The following is a 19,666-nucleotide window of genomic DNA, read 5'->3' as shown; positions in this document are numbered from 1 at the left end:
TGGGTTTTAAGACGCCACGCAAGGGCGTTTTATTTTCCGCCGTGCGGCGTCAGATTGTTCAGATCACGCAAATAGGTGTCACCCCAGTTCGCGATATCATTTTTCGTCAGCACGTTCATCATATCGTTGTAGCGCGCCTGACGTTCGGCCAGCGGCATGGTCAGGGCTTTATCCAGCGCCGCCGCCACATCATCACGGTCATAAGGATTGACAATCAGTGCCGAGGTCAGTTCATTCGCCGCCCCTGCGAATTGTGAAAGCACCAGTACGCCGGGGTCGGCCGGATCCTGCGCCGCGACATACTCCTTCGCCACCAGATTCATGCCATCACGCAGCGGCGTCACCAGCCCGACGTCGGTCAGACGGAACAGTTTCATCAGCAGACTGCGCTGGAAATGCTGGTTGAGATAGAACAGCGGCGTCTGATTCATGCTGCCGTATTTACCGTTGATGCGTCCGACTTCGGTTTCCAGCTGATGACGCAGTTCCTGATAGGCCTGCACATCGCCACGCGAGGTAGGCGCAATCTGGGTATAACGCACTTTGCCACGATGCTGCGGGAATTTTTCCAGCAACGCTTCAAAGGCCAGAAAACGCTCCGGCAGCCCTTTGGTGTAATCCAGTCGCTCACAGGAAATAATATTCTGCGCTTCACGAAGTTCGCGTTCAATGGCGGCCATTTTCGGCGGCAGCGGCCCTTCTGCCATCTCTTTAATACTTTCTGGCGCAATGCTGATTGGATACACACCGGTCGTAAAGGTATTGCCGAACGCCTGATGGGTGCCGGAAGCGGTTTGTTCCAGCGCCGTCAGCTGGCTCAGATTATCGAGAAACGCCTGACGATCGCTTTCGGTCTGGAAGCCGAGCAGATCGTATTCGCTCATCATTTTGATCAGCTCATCATGCGTCGGTACCGCGTTAAAAATTTCAGGCGTCGGGAACGGAATATGCAGGAAGAAACCGAGGCGATTTTTCACGCCCAGTTTGCGTAACGCAGCAGCAAAAGGCAGCAGGTGGTAATCGTGGATCCACAGGATGTCGTCTTCTTTAATCAGCGGCAGCAATCTTTTCGCCAGCAGATCATTGACGCGGCAGTAACCGTCCCAGGCTTCACGCTGGAAATCGACCAGATCGGTGCGGTAATGAAGCGCTGGCCAGAGTACCGCATTGGAAAACTGACAGTAATACAGATCGTAATCGTTCTGATCCAGCGGAACGGAGGCGTAAGTGATGCCGTCATCTTCCACCACACTCAGTTCATCTTCTTCTTCGCCCGAAATCTCGCTGATTTCGCCATTCCATCCAAACCACAGGCCGGAAGTATTTTTCAGTGCGTCAAGGATCCCAACGGCCAGCCCGCCTGCGGACTTCGACCCGTCAGGAATAGCAATACGGTTAGATACAACAACCAGGCGGCTCATGAGTGTGACTCCTTTGTATAAGTTAATGAAGATGATGTGGTGTGACGTTGTAACGTCGCCAGCCATTGATAAACGTCGCGAACGTGACGCACGCGGTATTTCGCAAGACTTGAACCTTCTCCGACTTTGACCGAGATACCTTTCAGTGCGTTAACAACTTCAAAACCCTTTTCGTCAGTCAGATCGTCACCGACAAACACTGGCAGGCGTCCGGCAAACGGAGGTTGCTGCATGAAATCGTAAATCGCCGCGCCTTTGTCTTTGCCGCGGGGCTTGATTTCAATCACGCATTTTCCCGGCTGCAGCACCAGTTCTGGGTATTTTGCGACGACAGATTCTGCCAGTTCAAGCACGTGTTGCTGATGCAGCATGGCCTGACGGTAATGTAATGCGAAAGCCATCCCTTTCACTTCCAGTAAGGTGCCGGGCAGCTTTTCCATCGCGGCGGCGAGCGTTTCTTCTACGTCTTTCGCCATCTGCGCCGGTAAGGTCACGCGGTGAAACTGTCCTTCGCCGTCACGCATTTCTGCACCGTGCACACCAGCGGCTGGCAGAATTAATGGCGCAAGCAGTTGGTCCAGTTGTTCAACCGGACGGCCGGAAATCAGCGCCAGCGCGCCGGACGAAGCGGTAAATAACGCCTGTAAATGCTGGCGAACTTCGAAGGGAATGGACACCGCGTCGGGCTCGTCGCGAATTTCGGCGAGCGTGCCATCGACATCGAAAAAGAAGGCGTACTGTTGACTGTCCGGGTGCGGAAGTAGCGGTGTTTCGGTGGTATTTTCCTGAATTTCTGAGGTCAAGGTGATTCTCCTGCTGATAAGTTACGACACAACGCGTCATTGCGCTGAAAACCCTCGGGCGTTTTCTTATTTTCTAATAGTTGTATCTGATACCTTGTTCACGATGAACAATTTCGAATTAACAAATATAGTCTCTTATCAGGGCACCGGCGGGATAATCAGATTTATCCACAAGCCCGCCGGTGCAGGGTATTCTCAGAAAATCCCGATAAACGTGACAATGTCACTCAGGCATCTGTCCTTTCTTCCCCGGTGATGATTTCTTCGTCGCTCAGACGGTCAGACACCGGGTAGGCAATGGCTGCAATGTGATGATGCACACGCCGGTAATCACGCAAAACGCGCTGAAAAATGTCGCCGGATTCCGCCCAGGCATTTTTATCGTCGCGCAGCTTTCTGAAGTGCTCGCGGCTGGCGGTGGCTTCAATCTGGCGGACAACCTCTTTGCGCGCCACCAGCTGATGCGCTGCCGGTAAATCCTCGCCAAGAAATGCGGTGATTGCCAGACGCAGACTCACCAGGATTTCCGTGTGTAGCAGGCCGATATTTTGCAGCTCGAATTCGCTGAACTGCTCACCGCGCTGTCCACGACGGGTCGCCAGTTGCGTCAGGCTGCTGGAAAGAATGTCGGCGGCGTGCTCAATGTTAATGACAAACATCAGGATCTCCTGCGCGCGGTCGGCGTCAGCATCGCTCAGTCCTTCCTGCCCGATATCCGCCAGATAGGCGCGTATCGCCGCACTCAGCCCGTCGAGCGACTGATCGGTCTGTCGGATTTCGGCTGCCTTCAGCGGATCCGGCGTGGCAAACAGCGCACGCAGGCGGTCGAGCATAACGTTCAGCATATCTGCCACACGCAGGGATTCGCGCACGGAGTTGGCCAGTCCGATGTAGGCGATATCCAGCCCCGCTTCGTCGAGATACATCGGCATCCCCGGATCCGCCGGACGTTCTTCCTCCGGTGAGTACCTCTCCAGTGCGCGCGCCAGCGGACCGGTCAGACCGATAAAGATAACGGCTAAAATGGCACTGAACGCGGTATGAAACATCACCACCAGTTGTGGCGTGGTCAGTGCCAGGCCGGCGGCCAGCTTGCCGAGCAGTGGCATCAGCGCCAGTGACACCACGCATCCCGCGCCGCGTACCAGCAGATTACCCAGTGGCAGGCGACGCGCCACCGCCGAACCGGCGTTCAGCACCGGTGGCAGCGCCCCGCCGATATTCGCCCCCAGCACCAGCACCATCGCGGTGGCAGGTGTCATCACGCCGGTGGCAGCGAGCGAGGCAATCAGCAAAATGACCGCCACGCTGGAGTGACAAATCAGCGTGAGAATAATGGCGACCATTAACGCAATCAGCGTATCGCCTTCCAGCCCCTGCATCACCGCGTGAAATACCGGCGTGGTTTCGATATCTCCCAGCGTGGCGCTGAGCATGCCGAGCGCCAGCAGCATCTGGCCGAGTCCTATCAGCGCGCAACCTGCGCTTTCAAAACCGGAGTGATCACGAAGTTTAAACACCACAAACCCGCTCAGTATCAGCAACGGAACGGCAATTTCGGTGTTGAAACTCATCAGCTGAACCACCAGTGTCGAACCGATATTCGCACCCAGCATGACCGCCAGCGCCGGTGCCAGACTCAGCGTTCCGGCGGCAGTAAATGAGGTCGCCATCAGGCTGACCGCGGTGCTGCTTTGCAGCAGGCCGGTTATCCCGACACCGGCGAGCAGCGCCATCCAGCGGTTGGTGAGATGCCGTCCCATCCAGTGACGCAGCGGTGTACCAAATCCGCGCTGCAGCGCAGTTGAAATCATGTGAGAACCCCACAGCAGCAGCGCGATGGCGCCTGCCAGATGGATAAGCAGTGAGGTTCCGGATTGAGTCGTCATAATCATTGTCATTCCCCTTTTCAGGGTTGTTTTTGTGATGCATAAAATGCGAAAAGCAAAGGCACGATAAAAGCAGGTACCGCCGTCCCGACGGCACCTTTTGTCACTAAATCAGAACCACTGTTTGAAACGGCGGATATAGAAAGTTTTCATGCCCTGCGCCACACAACAGTAGGCGAGCAGCGTGCCGGCCAGCCACGGGAAGTATTCCCAAGGCAGCGCCTGCAAACCGACCACCGGACCGAGCGGTGAAAACGGCACATAAATCCCGATCGCCATCACCAGGCCGGTCATCAGCATCACCGGCCAGGCGGCGGTGCTCTGTATGAACGGTATTTTCTGCGTGCGCAGCATGTGGACGACCAGCGTCTGCGACAGCAATCCTTCTACAAACCAGCCGGACTGGAACAGTGTCTGCATATGTTCACTGTTGGCGCTGAACACGTACCACATCAGCGCAAAAGTGGTCATATCGAAAATCGACGAGGTCGGGCCAATCCACACCATGAAACGGCCGATGTTTTTTGCGTCCCACTTGCGCGGCTTTTTCAGGAACTCTTTGTCGATTTTGTCCCACGGCAGCGCCAGCTGGGAGATGTCGTACATCAGATTTTGCAGCAGCAACTGAATAGCCAGCATCGGCAGGAACGGAATAAACGCACTGGCGACCAGCACCGAAAACACGTTGCCGAAGTTAGAACTGGCGGTCATGTTCAGGTACTTCATGATATTGCCAAACGTCTCGCGCCCTTTCAGAACGCCCTCTTCCAGTACCATCAGGCTTTTCTCCAGCAGGATGATGTCGGCGGATTCTTTCGCGATATCCGTACCGCTGTCGACGGAAATCCCGACGTCGGCATCACGCAGCGCGGGGGCATCATTGATCCCGTCACCCAAAAATCCGACCGTATGCCCGTTGGCCTGCAAGGCCTTCAGCACGCGGGATTTTTGTAACGGCGTCAGTTTGGCAAAGACAGTGCGTTCTTCGACCCGTTCACGCAGCGACGCGTCATCGAGACGTTCAATCTGTGGCCCCAGCAGCGGTTCGCCTGGCTCTAGTCCGACCTGACGGCAGATACGGCTGGTGACAACTGCGTTATCCCCGGTCAGCACCTTCACCGCCACGCCGATATCGCGCATCGCGGCAATCGCCGGACCGGCGGTTTCTTTTGGTGGATCCAGGAATGTCAGGAATCCCCGGATGATCAGGTCGTGCTCGTCGTCAGCGCCATACTGTTTTTTTGTCTCAGCGCGGCGGATTTCGCGGGACGCGACGACCAGTACGCGGAACCCCTCTTTGTTGTAGTCATTTGACATCTCCAGCAACGCATCGCGCCGCGCTTCTGTCAGTTCCACGACATCGCCGTTTTCACAGATATGCGTCGAAATCCTCAGCATTTCTTCCACCGCGCCTTTACATACCAGCAGATGATTTGCGTTGCGGTCTTTGACGACCACGGATAAGCGGCGGCGCACGAAATCAAATGGCATTTCATCGACCTTGCTGTAACCCTGCGGTTTCACAAAGCCCGGCGTATTATCAGAGAACCAGATAACCGCCTGATCCATCAGATTTTTAATGCCGCTCTGGTGATAGCTGTTCAGCCACGCCAGTTCCAGCACCGAGGCATCTTTCTGCCCTTGCGTGTTGATATGGTGCTCGAGGATGATTTTATCCTGCGTCAGCGTGCCGGTTTTATCGGTACAGAGGACGTCCATCGCGCCGAGGTTCTGAATAGCATTCAGGCGCTTCACCACCACCTTGCGTTTTGCCATCGCCATCGCAGCCTTCGCCAGGTTGGCGCTGACGATCATTGGCAGCATTTCCGGTGTCAGGCCCACGGCCACCGCGACCGCGAACAGCAAGGCATCCCACCATTCACCTTTCATGATGCCGTTAATGAGAAACACCACCGGCACCATCACCAGCATGAAGCGGATCAGCAACCAGCTGACGCTGTTCACGCCGCGGTCAAAGGCCGTCTGCGCACGGGTGCCGACAATCGCTTTTGCCAGCGAGCCGAAATAGGTGCGCGGTCCGGTGGCGACGACCACCGCTAATGCTGTGCCGCTGACCACGTTGGTGCCCATAAAGCAGATGTTCGGGATATCCAGCAGATTTTCGTTTTCCGCTCCGATCTCATCCGCAGATTTCTGTGCGACGTTGCCCAGCGTGTCGTACTTTTCGACCGGTAAGGCTTCGCCGGTCAGCACGGCCTGGCTGATGAACAGATCCCGCGATTCAAGCAGCCGGACATCTGCCGGGATCATATCCCCGGCATAGAGCTGCACAATGTCGCCCACCACCAGGTGGCGCATCGGAATTTCACACAGTTTGCCCTCTTTACCTGGCAGCTCACGACGCAGCACGGTTGCTGTAGTGCGGACCATCGCTTTCAGCGCTTCGGCAGATTTTGCAGAGCGATATTCCTGCCAGAAACGCACCAGTCCGCTGAGGCCGACCATCGCGCCAATGATGTAAACCGACGTCAGATCGGTTTCTTCACCCGCACGCAGCGGTAACCAGAAATCAGTGAAGAAGCTGATAATCGCCAGCACGGTGAGCACATAAATAAACGGATTATTGAAGGCCTTAACCAGCTGAACCAGCATGTGAGGTGGCTTGTCATGTGCCACTTCGTTATACCCCTGTTTCTCCAGACGCTGCGCTGCGCTGTGGTGCGTCAGGCCTTCGCGGGTCGAGTTAACATTAATGAGGGTAACATCCACCCCGTTATTAGCTTCCTGAACGGCGCGCATCGAGAGCGCCTGTTTTTTTCTTTCTGCGATGTTTTGGTTTTGTGCAGTCATGGTAATGCTCCTGTCACCGGATAACGCGCAGATGAAACCGCAGTCTGTTATTTTCAGACAGCAGAAATCCTTCACGTTATTTCAGTGATCGGTATTTAATTATTTTCGCGCAGAATTCCCCGCCGTTTATTTTCCTTAATTATTTAACGTCAAATATTAAGGTTATAAACAGAGTGGATTCGTTTATGTGTCGTTTATTGATACATAACTGACGTCGGGGTTTTATTAAAGGAATAATAAAAGGACCAAAGCCGTCAGACATGTGTCAAGACGATGTTCAGCGCAGCGAAATGCTGACGTTGAATCAGTGAGAGTAAATCCGACCAGGTGGGTCTTCGCAGTCAGAAACGATGCAGCGTTGTTCCAGCTGACCGGTGACAGGACTGACCCGCCACGTGGTAACGCGGTGGTTAATCCTGTTGATTTTAGAGGAAAAAATAGATGACGCATCTTGTTTACGGGCAGCCAGCGTCCTGTCACGGGACGGGCGGACACGCAAAGTGGATGTCAGTGTTTTGACATCAGAAAAAAGGGTAGATTTGAACTTCATAACACACCTCGGGACCGTGACATTCAGGTCGAGGTGGGATTACACGAGAGCATCAGGCTCTGGCGAGGCACACCCAAACGGTGAAATGATCACAATCGATTTTATGTTTACTGTTCCGGCACGCTATATCAGCGTCATCCGGCAAGCTACTGGTTACAGTGTCCATTAGTCTCTTATGTAAAGTTAATAAAGGCCGCTACTTGCGGCTCGTGCAATTTACCCAGAGCACCTATTATTGTCAACCTGAAAACACTTATTGATATGTTTCGTTTATATTTCAGTGAGGAAATAGCCGGACAGCATTTGCTGCCCGGCTGACAGATATCTCACCCAATTGTGAAAACATCAGAAGTTATACTGGATCCCTAAACGGAACCGTGTTTGTCTTTCGTCGGTGGTTTTTCTGACGGAGACATCACCGATCTGGGCATATGGCGTCCATTGCTTATTAATATTGTAAGCGATTTTCAGATCCTGCTCGTAATCCCATTTATCATTGTCGTAAAGAATTTGATCACTGTGTTTATATATATAGTTATATTCAAAGCGCCAGTCGGCAAGCCGATAACCTAACCAGATTTCACCGCGGTTGGTTTTACGGTCTTCGGTATTTTCTTTAGTGTAACGGGTATATTCATAACGATAACGGGCATTAAAATAGATCCCGCTGTCGAACGTATACCCTGCGGTCAAAAAGGGTTTATAGATACTGCTGTCAGAACTCGATTCCAGTGTGAAGCCGGGTTGGATAAACACCTTCTGGCTAATCTTGTACTGATAACTGACGGTGCTTTCAGTACCGTTATCCACCAGATTATTAAAGGGTTTGTTCGGGTTGTCGCCACCGGACTTCCATTTGGCTTCCAGAGAGAAACCAAACCCGTTAGCGAAGCGGTGCGATACCATCGCACGGTCTTTATGTTGTTTACTGTCATCCAGCCATTCATGGCGAAGGTCAATCGTCACGGCATGAGTGCTGGCGCTGGCCAGCAGTAAGCCGCAGATTATCAGTCTGCACTTTTTCATTTTTATAAATCCCAGAGATATTGAGTAATATTATTTTATTTAAAATTGGTATTGCTTTTTAACTGCGCTGCAATCATTTTTTCTTCAGAAAGTCAGCGTAATTAAATCCACCATCAGAAAGACGGGTTATCGGATCCGGCAGCCGCAAAGAAATAAAATCTCCGGGCTGAATATCTTTACTCTGTTTATTTACCGTTTTATGGCCGGTATAAAAATAATTACTGTCGTCCACATTTCCGGTCACAGCATCATCATATTTCCCCGGCGAAGTGCGCAGGGAAAGGTTGTCTTTGAAGGTACCCTGCTTATCAGCTGTGGTGTAAGGGGACGGGCGGAACAGGAAGTTGAAGCGTTTGTTGTCCACCGCGCGGTTGCCTTCGACCACCAGCGCACCGGGGTTAAAGTTGTCGGTGAAGCCATCCATGCCGTTTTCAACTGCCACACTTTGACGGATAACGTGCGCAACAGGTAAGCCTTCGCCGCCCAGTTTGAAACCGTTGCTGCCGTTGTGAACCGACAGGCTGTTTTCAATCGTCACGCTGCCGTTCGGACCGTCCTCAATCTTGTTGAATAAGTCGAAGCCGTCGTCGATGTTGTCATGGGAATAGCAATTCACCAGCCGGTTACCGTCGCCAACGCGCATTTTTACCGCGAAGCCGTCGGCGTTTTTGCGTCCCGGATCCTGATTCCCCCAGGATTCTGAATGGCTGATCAGGTTATGGCTGGCCCACAATGCACGGCCAATACCGTCCGGTGAGGCGACCCAAATGCCGGTATCATCGGCGTGATGAGCTTTCACGCGATCGATATGGTTGTAGCTGCCGGCAATGTGGAAGCTTTTTTGGGTAACGGTAATGCCCTGAATATTCCAGAAGCTGGCGTCAAGTTTCAGCCCGTTAAACACCACGTTATCGCCCTGCGCACGCAACGTTTTACGGTTTTTCTCCGTGCCGCTGGCCGTTGCCGGTATGACCGCCGCCGGATATTCCCCTTCCGCCAGCCATAATGTGCCACCAGGTGCTAACAGATTCACTGCACTGGCGAAATCCAGCGGATGTTGCGCGGAACCGTCGTTACCGGCCTCGCCCTGCGGGGACACATGCAATTCATCAGGGTTACTCACCAGTGCCATGTTGAGCGGGAATTCCAGTGTGACCGGTGTGCCCTTATCCGGTGTAAAGGTTATCTGTAACGGTGTGACAGGCTGCTGCGCGTGGAATGGCACGGTCATCACCTCACCGGCGCGTACGGCGGTCTGGCGCAGTAAAGGTTTGCCATCCTGCTCAATCTGTAACTGACCATCACCGTTGGTACGCCACTGGATCACGCTGTCGCGCCGGGTGATCAGCGGTGAGGACATCACTTCCACACGCGCTTTAAGTGACGGTGTCACATACGGCATGGAGGCATGGGTATGCGCTTCATCAAGGGTCAGTTTCGCGTGATTCACTGTGATGCTGGCATTACGTGATGCGAAGAACCCGACGTAATAACCGGTATTATCCAGTTGCGTCACGCGGTCAGCGCCTGCGACGGACTGACTGATCCACTGGTCGCTGCCCTGCGGCGCGTAAGCGACATCAAAGCTGTTATCCGTGCGGGTCAGGCGTAATGAAAAATGCGCAGGCGTGGTGAGCGTGTGATAACTCTTACGCACAATGCTGATACCGGTATTTCCCCACGGTTGCTGCACGCCCTGACGGGCAATCAGCGCCAGAACCGGCGGTTTGTCGCCGGTGGCCAGCACGCTGTTCATCACCATATTTGATGCGGCCGGTAATTCTTCAATCCCCGGTTTGGTCACCGCTTCACGCGGTGTGCCCAGAATGTCGCGCACCAGTAATCCGGCGCCTTCCTGCCCCGCCGGTTTTGCGCCGTTTTCCGGCCCGAACTGGTTAAGGGTGAAATCGGCCTCAAGGCGGAAATTTACTCCAGCCGGTAATCGTGTGTAGAAATAGGTCAGACCATCGTGACTGTTTCCGACCTTGCCGCCGCGGCTTTCCAGCGTAAACGGCGTGCTGAGCAACGTGCCTGCGGCAGGCACCGGTTTTCCATCAGCGAGCCGGGTTTCGTTCATACCGATTTTTTGGGGCAAAACGTTGGTGGCAAAATTAACGTCAGTAGACTGACCAAACGTGATGCTGTGCCAGACCAGTTTACTGGCGTCAGGCAATGCAGCGGCGATGCTTTGTGCGCCCATCCCGAGGGACAGCGCGGCAATAACAAATTTTGATGCCCGCATGATCGTTCTTATCCTAAAAACGTGAGGGGTCGCTGGCCGGTTTACCGGCCAGTCGGTGAAGTCATAAAATGCAGAGTTAAATCAGGGTTTACGGTTTTTGCGTGACGCTGACCATCGGTTTGGACGCATCCAGTTCAACGGCGGGAGTGTCGAAGATTTTGCGGCAGACTTTGCTGTTGCCCCAGCATTCTTCGTACGGATAGCCGATCAGTTCTTCCATCACCACGCGAACTTCCGGCTGAACGTCGCTGATCGCCCCGCCCGCTTTGATACGCGCCACTTCTCCCAGAACTACTAAGTGCGTTTTGCGGTTCAGTTTCATCTGATGGCTGAATACCATCGCCATCAGCGCCAGGGTAATCACGCCGATGCAGAACACCAGTGCTATCGCCGTTACCGCGCTTTCAGGCTGCGTATGGGATTTAGACTGGAAGCCGTAGAAGCTTAAAATCGCGCCCATCACGAAGACAATCACAGATCGCATCAGCTTACCGGAGAAGGTCATCGCACCGGCGTAAATCCCTTCACGGCGGCGGCCGGTAAAGGCTTCATCAATGTCTGCCAGGAAGGTGTAAACGGTCCACGGAATGTAATACACGCCACCGGTGCCAATACCAAACACCACGGTAATCGTCAGCATCGCGACGGTCGCGTACTGTTGCGGAAGATGCAGGAAGTGCAACAGGCTGTAGCATACAACCGAAAATACAACGATGCCGAGCGCCAGAATGTAAGGCTTGCTGAAACCGTGTTTCACGCAGATCCCAATGAAGATCGCAGTAGAGAACAGTTGCAGAATTGAGTTCAGGCTGCTCAGCCCTGCCACCATCGCCGGATCATATTGCAGCACGAAGATGATGAAATACGTGAATACCGAGGCGAACAACCATTCTGCACCGAACCCGCACAGATACATCCCCAGATGCTTGCGGAAGACGCGCAGGTGGAAGGTAGATTTCATGTCACGCACCAGCGTCAGCATAGTTTTGCCCAGCGTCATTTTCTTCTCATCCACCGGCGTGGTTTCTTCTACCGGACGTTCCCAGGAAGAGAGATACAACAGGCCGATGGCGATGAACAGGATCACGCCGTAAGTCAGTGCGGTGAAGAAGAACGGCTGCGCTGAATCTTTACCGTAGATCAGGATGAACTGACCGGGAATAAAAGCCGCCAGGAAGTTCGCCACTTTACCGAAAATCGCTTTGTAGCCGGTCAGCTTAGAACGCGCCGAGAAATCGGTGGTCATTTCGGTGGCCAGAGTTTCATAAGGCACCATCACCGAGGTGTAAATCAGTTCGAACAGCACGTAGGTGGAAAGGTAATACCAGAAACCGAAGCCTTCGACCCATAACAGCGGGTAGAACATCATCAGCGGTACGCCGAGCAGAATAAAGAAACGACGACGCCCGAAGCGTTTGCCAAGGCGCGTTTTGCCAAAGTTATCAGAAAGATAACCCATCAGCGGATTACTGATGGCATCAATGATACTGGCGACAGAGAAGATCGCCGAGGCTTGTAACAGCGTCAGGCCGCAAAACGTGGTGTAGAAATAGAGCAGCCAGATACCGGCGATCGCCAGCGCCCCGCTGCCCAGTAAATTCCCGCCGCCATAGGCCAGCTGGTGTCTGAAAAGAATTGGTTTTTCTGCGTTCATAATTGTCCCGCCCGGAGAGTATTGTAAAATTGAACCGCTGTTTCGATTTTATGGATATGGCGTTTTATATAGGCGAGACGAATGAATAGATGTGAATTAGTTCACATTTGACACAGGAGTGTACGAATGAGCGGTCAGTTTTGAGATACGTGTAACAATATCATTCATAATTAATACACAATTTGCGCAACTATTGGGAATGAATTGGTTTTAATTCGAATGATTAGACAACTATGACTTATGAAACCGTGGCTTAAGCGAAGTACACATAGGAATTTTTGACGGGAATTTTCCGTGAAGGTCATGCATCTGGCGGGAGTTACCGGTGCTATCGGGTGTAAAATCAGGCAGAAAGGCCGTTCCCTGGCCCTGTTGCCTGCTACAGCGAGTGATATTGGTGCGGGCGTTGCACTCAGCTTTTCAGCAGTGCCGCGGTGCTTTCATGCAGTTCATCAAGCAGCGTGTAGCGCTTGCGGTATTCGGAGCGTTTCTTACTGGCAATTTCTTCCATCGGTTTGCGCGGCAATTCCAGTGGCACGTCGTACAGCGCAGAGGAATACGGCGTTGCGCTGATGGAATCCCAGAATTCGTTATAACTGGCGACAAACACATTTTTCTTGCGGTGACGGTAGCGCAGGCTGCGGAAAACGTGGCCGGTATCGCTCACGGCCAGAATGCGCTGAACGTCGGTCTCTGCCGCGACGCGTTGCAGGCTTTCCAGCAGCAGGCGTTTAGGGAATAACCCGTAACAGGATTTTGTCGCCTGTTTAATGACTTCATGTGGCGTCGAGCGGTGTGCGCCCTGGAATCCGCCGACAATCAGAGTTAACCCTTCCGGACGCTGGACAATGCTGAAGGTCAGCGCCGCCAGCAGGGTGTCTTCCATATACAGGAACATATTGGCTTCGCCTTCGCGCTCGGATTTACCGATGGAACCCAGCACCACGCGGAACGCTTCGCCGTCTTTACCGGTGAACTGCGTTACGGTGTTCCCCTTTTCGCTGAGGAATGTGTTACGCATCTGTACGTTTTCGAGGTTTTTCACGAACTCGTAGTGATCCACCAGCGCATCCGCACGACCGGCAGAAGGCAGGCCAAGATGCAGATAAGGTTTGTGAATTTTGCTCGGTAGTTTGGTCTGAATACTGAATGCTTCCTGCCAGACAGGTTCACTGGCCATTTTGTTCAGCACTTTCAGCGTATCGAGCGGGTGCAGCAAGGTACGGACGGCGTATTTCACGCGGAACATCCTGTTGCGCCACAGATTATCAGGCACGCATGCGCCGCTCAGCAGATCCATAAACAAGCTGAATCCGCTGCTTTTTTTGATTATTTCTTCAGCGCCGATTTGTCCGGAGGAAAAGGCGCCGCTGAGGGATTCGGTTTCGTTGAGGGGTGAGTGTTCCATGATCGGTTTCCGCTGCCTGAAATAATCACGGTATCACCCGATTTTTAAACATCTTTACAACGTAGATTTAAAGAGAATCAACATCAGCAGGGAAAATGCAAAGCGTTTAGCTGTCGTTTACTTTACGTAATCCTTACGTTGACTCCTTTATTCCTCCACAAAGATTTCTTGACAGTTCAGCGCCTGCTTACCGCGGATCATTGCTGTGAACATTTCCCCATTCGCACATCATGCCTGACACTGGGATTAACGATTAATTGAGCATTTGGCAGAAAACCCGGTCAATGCCGGGTTTTTTATTAATCACAGGAGATTGGAAAAGACTATTTATTCTCTACAAATTCAAATGCCAGCCGCAGCTGTTCTGCATTCGGATTTCCAGGCAACAGATGTATGGATTCTCCGGTCTGTAATGTGCGTTCTATCAGACGCGACATCTGCCGGTCGTCGTGAATATCCACCTGCAATTGCGCCAGACTGACCGGCAAATCCAGCACTTTGTACAGTGCTGTTAACTGCTGCACGACCTGCGGCTGATTAAGCAGCGCGCTTTGTACCAGAATACCGTACGCCACTTTGGTGCCGTGCAGGAACGCATCAGTTTGCGGTAATGCGGTCAGACCGTTATGCACGGAATGCGCGGCGGCAATGCGTGTGTAACGGTCGCCAAGCCCGCCGACTAATCCCCCGCCCGCGATAATCGCGTCCAGAACATTGAGGAACGGCTGCGTCAGCTGATGATCATCCTGCGCCTGCAACGCCGCTTCGCTTTCATTGAGCAACACATCCCGGATGGTCAGCGCGGTATTCAGGCCAAGCTGAACGGTTAAGGGCAGTTTTTCCGGTTGCGGGCTGAGCACTACGGCTTCATACCATTTCGCCAGCGTATCGCCGATCCCTGCCAGCAGATATTCCTTTGGCGCACGCAGAATAATGCGTGGCTCGACCAGTACAAGATGGTTAGCATCGTTAAAGATTTCATAACGCAGCGCCTGCCCTTCATCGTTGTACCAGACAGACAGCGGCGTCCAGGCGGCACAGGTCGCAGCAATGGTCGGGATAGCGACAACCGGCAATCCCAGACGTCGCGCCACGACTTTGGCGGTATCAAGCACCGCCCCGCCGCCGATGCCGATCACTACCTGACGGTCATTCCCGCCAATATCCGCAATGCGCTGCACTTCGGTTTCGCTGCAATGCGCTTTAAACAGAACCCGCCGGGCCTGCGAAGTGGTAAAGGCTTCCGGCAGGAAATCCTGCGCGGCCACTAAAGCGCGCTCGCCGTAAATCCACAGCGCTTTATCCAGCTGCGCCGCTGTGTAGAAGTCGCTCAGCCGGTCAATCGCACCGGGGAATGAAAAATAGTTGGCGGGGCCGGTGACCACGCGGATATCTGTCTCACTCATGGGGAAATCCTTAATTTAGAAGCTGTTATCATCCTACGCCCGGACATCCGGATGGCTAATAATCTTTGGCATTAACTTATGCCTTTTCGTTCGTTGCCATTCATGCGCGGGTCATCAAAACTCGGGCAATCAATTCATTAACTCAATATAAGAGCCTGAACAAGGCCTGTCATGAATTGTCCTCCCGTTAAAATGATGATTAACCACACAGGGTAATAACCATGAAACTGTTTTCCTCGTCGTTGCTGGCGTTAAGTTTGCTCTCCGTTTTCCCTTCTTTTGCCGCCGGCACCGCGCCTGTACCAAAAGCCATCAGTGATCATAAAGGGCCGGTGCGTATTGCGGTGATCCGCAATCTGGGCTCCGACGACAACACCACGCAGTTTGTGTCCGGTGCGGTTCAGGAAGGCCGCAAGCTGGGCTTTCAGGTGAATACATTTCTCAGTAACGGTGATGACGCCAAATTCCAGGACTTTGTGAATCAGGCGATCAGCCAGAAATACGACGGCATTATTTTGTCACAAGGGCGCGATCCCTATTCCACCGAACTGCTCAAACGCATTACCGCCAGCGGCATTGCCGTGTCAGTGTTTGATACGGCGGTTAATGGCGACATCCCCGGTGTGACCGTCACCCAACAGGACGATGCGTCGCTCACCGATCTTTCCGTCGGTCAGCTGATTAAAGATTTCAACGGCAAAGCCAATATCGTCAAACTTTGGGTCGCCGGTTTCCCGCCAATGGAACGCCGTCAGGACGCGTATAAAACAATCTTAGCCGCCAATCCCGGCATTCATGAACTGGAATCCGTTGGCGCGGTGTCTTCTGACGTTCAGGGGGATACTGCCAACAAAGTCGGTGCGTTGCTGGCGAAATACCCGAAAGGCAAAATCGATGCCATCTGGGGAACCTGGGATGCATTCAGTCAGGGCGCGTACAAAGCCCTGCAGGAGAATGGCCGTACCGAAATCAAACTCTACAGTATTGATATTTCCAATCAGGATATCGGTCTGATGCGCGAGGCTAACAGCCCGTGGAAAGTCAGCGTGGCGGTCGATCCGAAACTGATTGGGGCAATCAACCTGCGTCTGGTTGCCAGTAAAATAGCCGGCGAGAAAACACCTGCCACCTATGAATTCAAAGCCGCGTCCATTCCGCAGGCGCTGCTGGTCAGCAATCCTGATGCGGTAAACGTCGCGTCGCTGGCGAAAGTGATCCCAGGCTGGGGCAAATCCGATGATTTTATTGCGCCGTGGTTCGCCACCCTCGAAGCCCAGCACAAAAAATAAGGCCGGATGATGACAACACAATCTCTCCCAACGCCTGAATACAGCCGCAATATGCGGCTGATCGGCCACAGCGATCAGGGCGGAAAACCGGACGGTGTGCAGGTCATGGTTCACCGGGGTTATGCCTATATCGGTCATATGGTGTCGCAGGGCTTTTCCATTGTGGATGTGCGTGACCTGAAAAATCCGCGACCTGCCGGTTTTGTCGCAGCACCAGCGGGTACCTGGAATGTACATTTACAGGCGCACGACGATTTACTGCTGGTGATCAACGCACGTGATTTGTTCGCCGATGTGCGTTTTGCTGATGAAAAGGTCTATTACACCCGCTCCGTCAGCGAGACGGTACAAGGCACTCAACAGCGTGGCTGGAGTGCCGGTGTGCGTATCTTTGATATTTCGCTGCCCGATCAGCCGAAAGAGATCGGCTTCCTCGGGCTCGAAGGGATCGGCGTGCATCGCATCTGGTACGTCGGCGGCCGCTGGGCGTATGTTTCCGCGCTGATTGACGGCTACAGCGACTATATTTTCCTGACTATCGATCTGGCCGACCCGCGTAATCCCCAGATCGCCGGACGCTGGTGGCTGCCGGGCATGCATACCGCAGGCGGAGAAACGCCGGACTGGCCGGAAGGTAAACGCTACGCGCTGCACCACGCGATTATCAGCGGCGATACCGCTTATGCCAGCTGGCGCGACGGCGGTTTAACGTTGCTGGATATCAAAGACCGCAGCGCGCCACAGCTAATTTCGCACCGTAACTGGAGCCCGCCATTTGGCGGCGGCACGCATACTGCGCTGCCGTTGCCGGACCGGGACTTACTGGTCGTGCTGGATGAAGCCGTGCTGGATAATCAGGAAGATGGCGAGAAGCTGATCTGGGTATTTGATGTGCGCGAGCCGTCGAATCCGGTGAGTATCTCCACCTTCCCACAGCCGGAGGAACGGGACTACGTCAGCAAGGGTGCGCATTTCGGGCCGCATAATCTGCATGAAAACCGGCCCGGTAGCTTTGTCAGTTCGACGCTGATTTTCGCCACCTATCAGAATGCCGGTGTGCGCGCGTACGACATCAGTAATCCGTATCAGCCCAAAGAAACCGGTGCGCTGGTGCCCGCCGCACCCGCCACCATGATGGATAAACGTCCGGGCAGGCCGCAGGTGATTCAATCCTGCGACGTGTTTGTCGATGCTCAAGGCATTATCTACAGCACCGATTACAACGGCGGTTTATCAATCATCGAATATCTTGGCTGACGCCCTGCCCGCACCTGGCTTAGTGGATTGAATCTATTTGGTTTCAGGTGCGGGCGTTTTGCCTTTTTCCGCCAGCTTTTTTCCCGGACTGAGAACCAGCCACACCGCCACGCAGATCAGTATTCCTCCCGCGAAGAAGCCTTCTGACAGCGTTTCATTGAGCAGCAGATAACCCCATAAAATACCAAATGGCGGGATCAGAAACGTCACCGTCATGCTGCGCAGCGGGCCGATATCGGCAATCAGACGAAAATACAGGATATACGCCCACGCGGTACAGATAAGGCCGACTGCCAGTACGCACAACCAGACCAGCGGCTGCGCCCAATGGACCGGCGCTTCCGTCGCGCAGGCGTAGAGAAAGAACGGCAACAGAAACAGCGTCGCACCCAGCTGACTGCCAGTAGCCACCAGTTTTGGGTCTAATCCGCCGCGTTCGGTTATCCAGCGACGGGTCAGGAAACCGGCTACCGCATAGCAACCGGTCGCCACCAGACAAGCGATCACCCCCGCCAGCAGTTGCGGTAATGACTCTGCGCTGCCAGTCGTAGTCAGCAGAGTGATGCCGAATAAGCCAGTCAGCACGCCGAGCGCTTTTTTGAGTGTCACGGTTTCATAGAAAAATATTCCGCCCAGCACCACGCCCATCAGCGGTGTAGTCGCGTTGAGAATGGCCGAATAGCCCGCCGGTAACCAGCGCGCAGCCAGACAATACATCAGGAAAGGCAAACCGGAGTTAATCACCCCGAGCAGCAGTGAACTGCCAAATTTTTGCTGATAATCACGGGGCGTTCGCATTACGGCCAGAATAACTGCCAGCCCGATAAACCCGAACAGTACGCGTAAAAAGGCGGTATTAATGGCACCGAAGGCCGGAGCCGCCACCCGCATAAACAGAAAACTGCCACCCCAGATCGCCGCTAACAGTAACAGACGGCAATAATCCCCGCTTTTCATTCACTTCCCCTATTGAATATTGGCTATTGCCTTGTTTTAGTACTGGAATAATCAATGCTGGAAATCGTGTTAATCAGTGTAGTGAATACACCGGCGGATTAACCTGCTTTTTCTTGCTTTTATATTCTGAACAGGACGCTTTCATGAATGATTTTTCGCAGGCTGATTTTGATGTTCGAGTGGAATGGGGCGCGCCAGCCATTGAGCATCTGGCGGCAGAAGCGGACTGTATTGTCATTATCGACGTGATGTCGTTTTCCACCTGCGTGAGCGTGGCCGGTGAACGCGGCGGCATGATCTTCCCGTATCCCTGGAAAGACGCCAGCGCGCAGCAATTTGCCGCAGAGAATGATGCCGAATGTGCGCAATTTGACCGGCGTTTTCAGGGGCAGGGTTTCACCCTTTCTCCCTGCTCCTTGCTGAACATGACAGCCGGAACGCGGCTGGTGCTGCCTTCGCCGAACGGTTCCGCGCTGACTTTTAAAGCCAAAGCGCACAAGGCGGCGATTTTCACCGCCTGTTTTCGCAATCTGACCGCGACCGCCCGCGCGTGTGAAAAGTATCGCCAGATTTTGATCGTGCCCGCCGGTGAAAAGTGGCCGGACAACTCACTGCGTCCGGCACTTGAAGATTTCGCCGCCGCCGGCGGGCTGGTTTCGCGCCTTTCGCACCGCCGTTTATCTGCTGAAGCCCGCGCTGCCCGTGCTGTTTATCAACATCTGACACGGGCAGAACTTGAACGCTGTGGTTCAGCGCGTGAGCTCAACCGTCGTGGATTTGCCGCGGATATCGCACTTTGCCTGGAGGAAGATGTCAGCGATTTAGCCTGCCAGTTTCAAGGTAGATACTTTACGGCTCACCGCTGAAAGAAAGATCGCTCTTTTTGATCCTCGCAGGATCTGTAATCCGTTCAAAGTTGTGTGATAGGTTAAATACTTATCATCTATCTTTTG

At 53.5% G+C, this 19,666-nt stretch carries 13 protein-coding genes; 3 read left to right on the top strand and 10 right to left on the bottom strand.

The annotated features are described in order from the left end of the window. Positions 1 to 29: 29 nt before the first annotated feature. From otsA to J1778_RS14435, 9 genes are all read right to left on the bottom strand, one after another. On the bottom strand, positions 30 to 1,421 hold the full coding sequence (otsA, locus tag J1778_RS14475) for an alpha,alpha-trehalose-phosphate synthase (protein ID WP_217173761.1): 1,392 nt from the start codon (positions 1,419 to 1,421) through the stop codon (positions 30 to 32). Next, a complete protein-coding gene (gene otsB / locus J1778_RS14470) occupies positions 1,418 to 2,224 on the bottom strand; it encodes a trehalose-phosphatase (protein WP_217173760.1) in 807 nt (268 codons plus the stop codon). Before otsB ends, otsA begins: the two co-directional genes overlap by 4 nt. A gap of 227 nt (positions 2,225 to 2,451) precedes the next feature. After that, positions 2,452 to 4,113 carry a Na/Pi cotransporter family protein gene (locus J1778_RS14465; protein WP_217173759.1) on the bottom strand — a complete coding sequence of 554 codons (1,662 nt, stop codon included), beginning with the start codon at positions 4,111 to 4,113 and terminating at the stop codon, positions 2,452 to 2,454. 111 nt (positions 4,114 to 4,224) lie between these two features. Further along, entirely contained in the window at positions 4,225 to 6,924 is a 2,700-nt protein-coding gene (gene mgtA / locus J1778_RS14460) for a magnesium-translocating P-type ATPase (protein ID WP_217173758.1), read from the bottom strand. 895 nt (positions 6,925 to 7,819) lie between these two features. Further along, on the bottom strand, positions 7,820 to 8,500 hold the full coding sequence (locus tag J1778_RS14455; protein WP_217173757.1) for an oligogalacturonate-specific porin KdgM family protein: 681 nt from the start codon (positions 8,498 to 8,500) through the stop codon (positions 7,820 to 7,822). Between the two features lie 73 nt (positions 8,501 to 8,573). Next, positions 8,574 to 10,742 carry a right-handed parallel beta-helix repeat-containing protein gene (locus J1778_RS14450; protein ID WP_217173756.1) on the bottom strand — a complete coding sequence of 723 codons (2,169 nt, stop codon included), beginning with the start codon at positions 10,740 to 10,742 and terminating at the stop codon, positions 8,574 to 8,576. 88 nt (positions 10,743 to 10,830) lie between these two features. Then, positions 10,831 to 12,396 carry an MFS transporter gene (locus J1778_RS14445; protein WP_217173755.1) on the bottom strand — a complete coding sequence of 522 codons (1,566 nt, stop codon included), beginning with the start codon at positions 12,394 to 12,396 and terminating at the stop codon, positions 10,831 to 10,833. A 412-nt stretch (positions 12,397 to 12,808) separates the two neighbouring features. Beyond that, positions 12,809 to 13,804 carry a VirK/YbjX family protein gene (locus J1778_RS14440; protein ID WP_217173754.1) on the bottom strand — a complete coding sequence of 332 codons (996 nt, stop codon included), beginning with the start codon at positions 13,802 to 13,804 and terminating at the stop codon, positions 12,809 to 12,811. A gap of 323 nt (positions 13,805 to 14,127) precedes the next feature. After that, entirely contained in the window at positions 14,128 to 15,210 is a 1,083-nt protein-coding gene (locus J1778_RS14435) for an oxidoreductase (RefSeq protein WP_217173753.1), read from the bottom strand. Between the two features lie 221 nt (positions 15,211 to 15,431). Here J1778_RS14435 and J1778_RS14430 point away from each other — a divergent pair, with 221 nt between their 5' ends. After that, a complete protein-coding gene (locus tag J1778_RS14430; protein WP_217173752.1) occupies positions 15,432 to 16,499 on the top strand; it encodes a sugar ABC transporter substrate-binding protein in 1,068 nt (355 codons plus the stop codon). A 9-nt stretch (positions 16,500 to 16,508) separates the two neighbouring features. Beyond that, positions 16,509 to 17,756, top strand: coding sequence for an LVIVD repeat-containing protein (locus tag J1778_RS14425; protein WP_217173963.1), 1,248 nt, complete (start codon positions 16,509 to 16,511; stop codon positions 17,754 to 17,756). 33 nt (positions 17,757 to 17,789) lie between these two features. On the opposite strand, the gene J1778_RS14420 is transcribed toward J1778_RS14425, so the two are convergent. Next, positions 17,790 to 18,713, bottom strand: a complete 924-nt coding sequence (locus J1778_RS14420) for a DMT family transporter (RefSeq protein ID WP_217173751.1) — start codon at positions 18,711 to 18,713, stop codon at positions 17,790 to 17,792. 143 nt (positions 18,714 to 18,856) lie between these two features. Between J1778_RS14420 and J1778_RS14415 the strand changes: the two genes are divergently transcribed. Further along, positions 18,857 to 19,579: a 2-phosphosulfolactate phosphatase gene (locus J1778_RS14415; protein ID WP_217173750.1), complete on the top strand. Its 723-nt coding sequence runs from the start codon at positions 18,857 to 18,859 to the stop codon at positions 19,577 to 19,579. Positions 19,580 to 19,666 lie beyond the last annotated feature (87 nt).

This window comes from Rahnella bonaserana (assembly GCF_019049675.1).
GTDB classification, from domain to species: Bacteria; Pseudomonadota; Gammaproteobacteria; order Enterobacterales; family Enterobacteriaceae; genus Rahnella; species Rahnella bonaserana.
The sequence above is the reverse complement of the archived record's forward strand: the minus strand, read 5'-3'. Positions and strand labels throughout refer to the sequence as shown.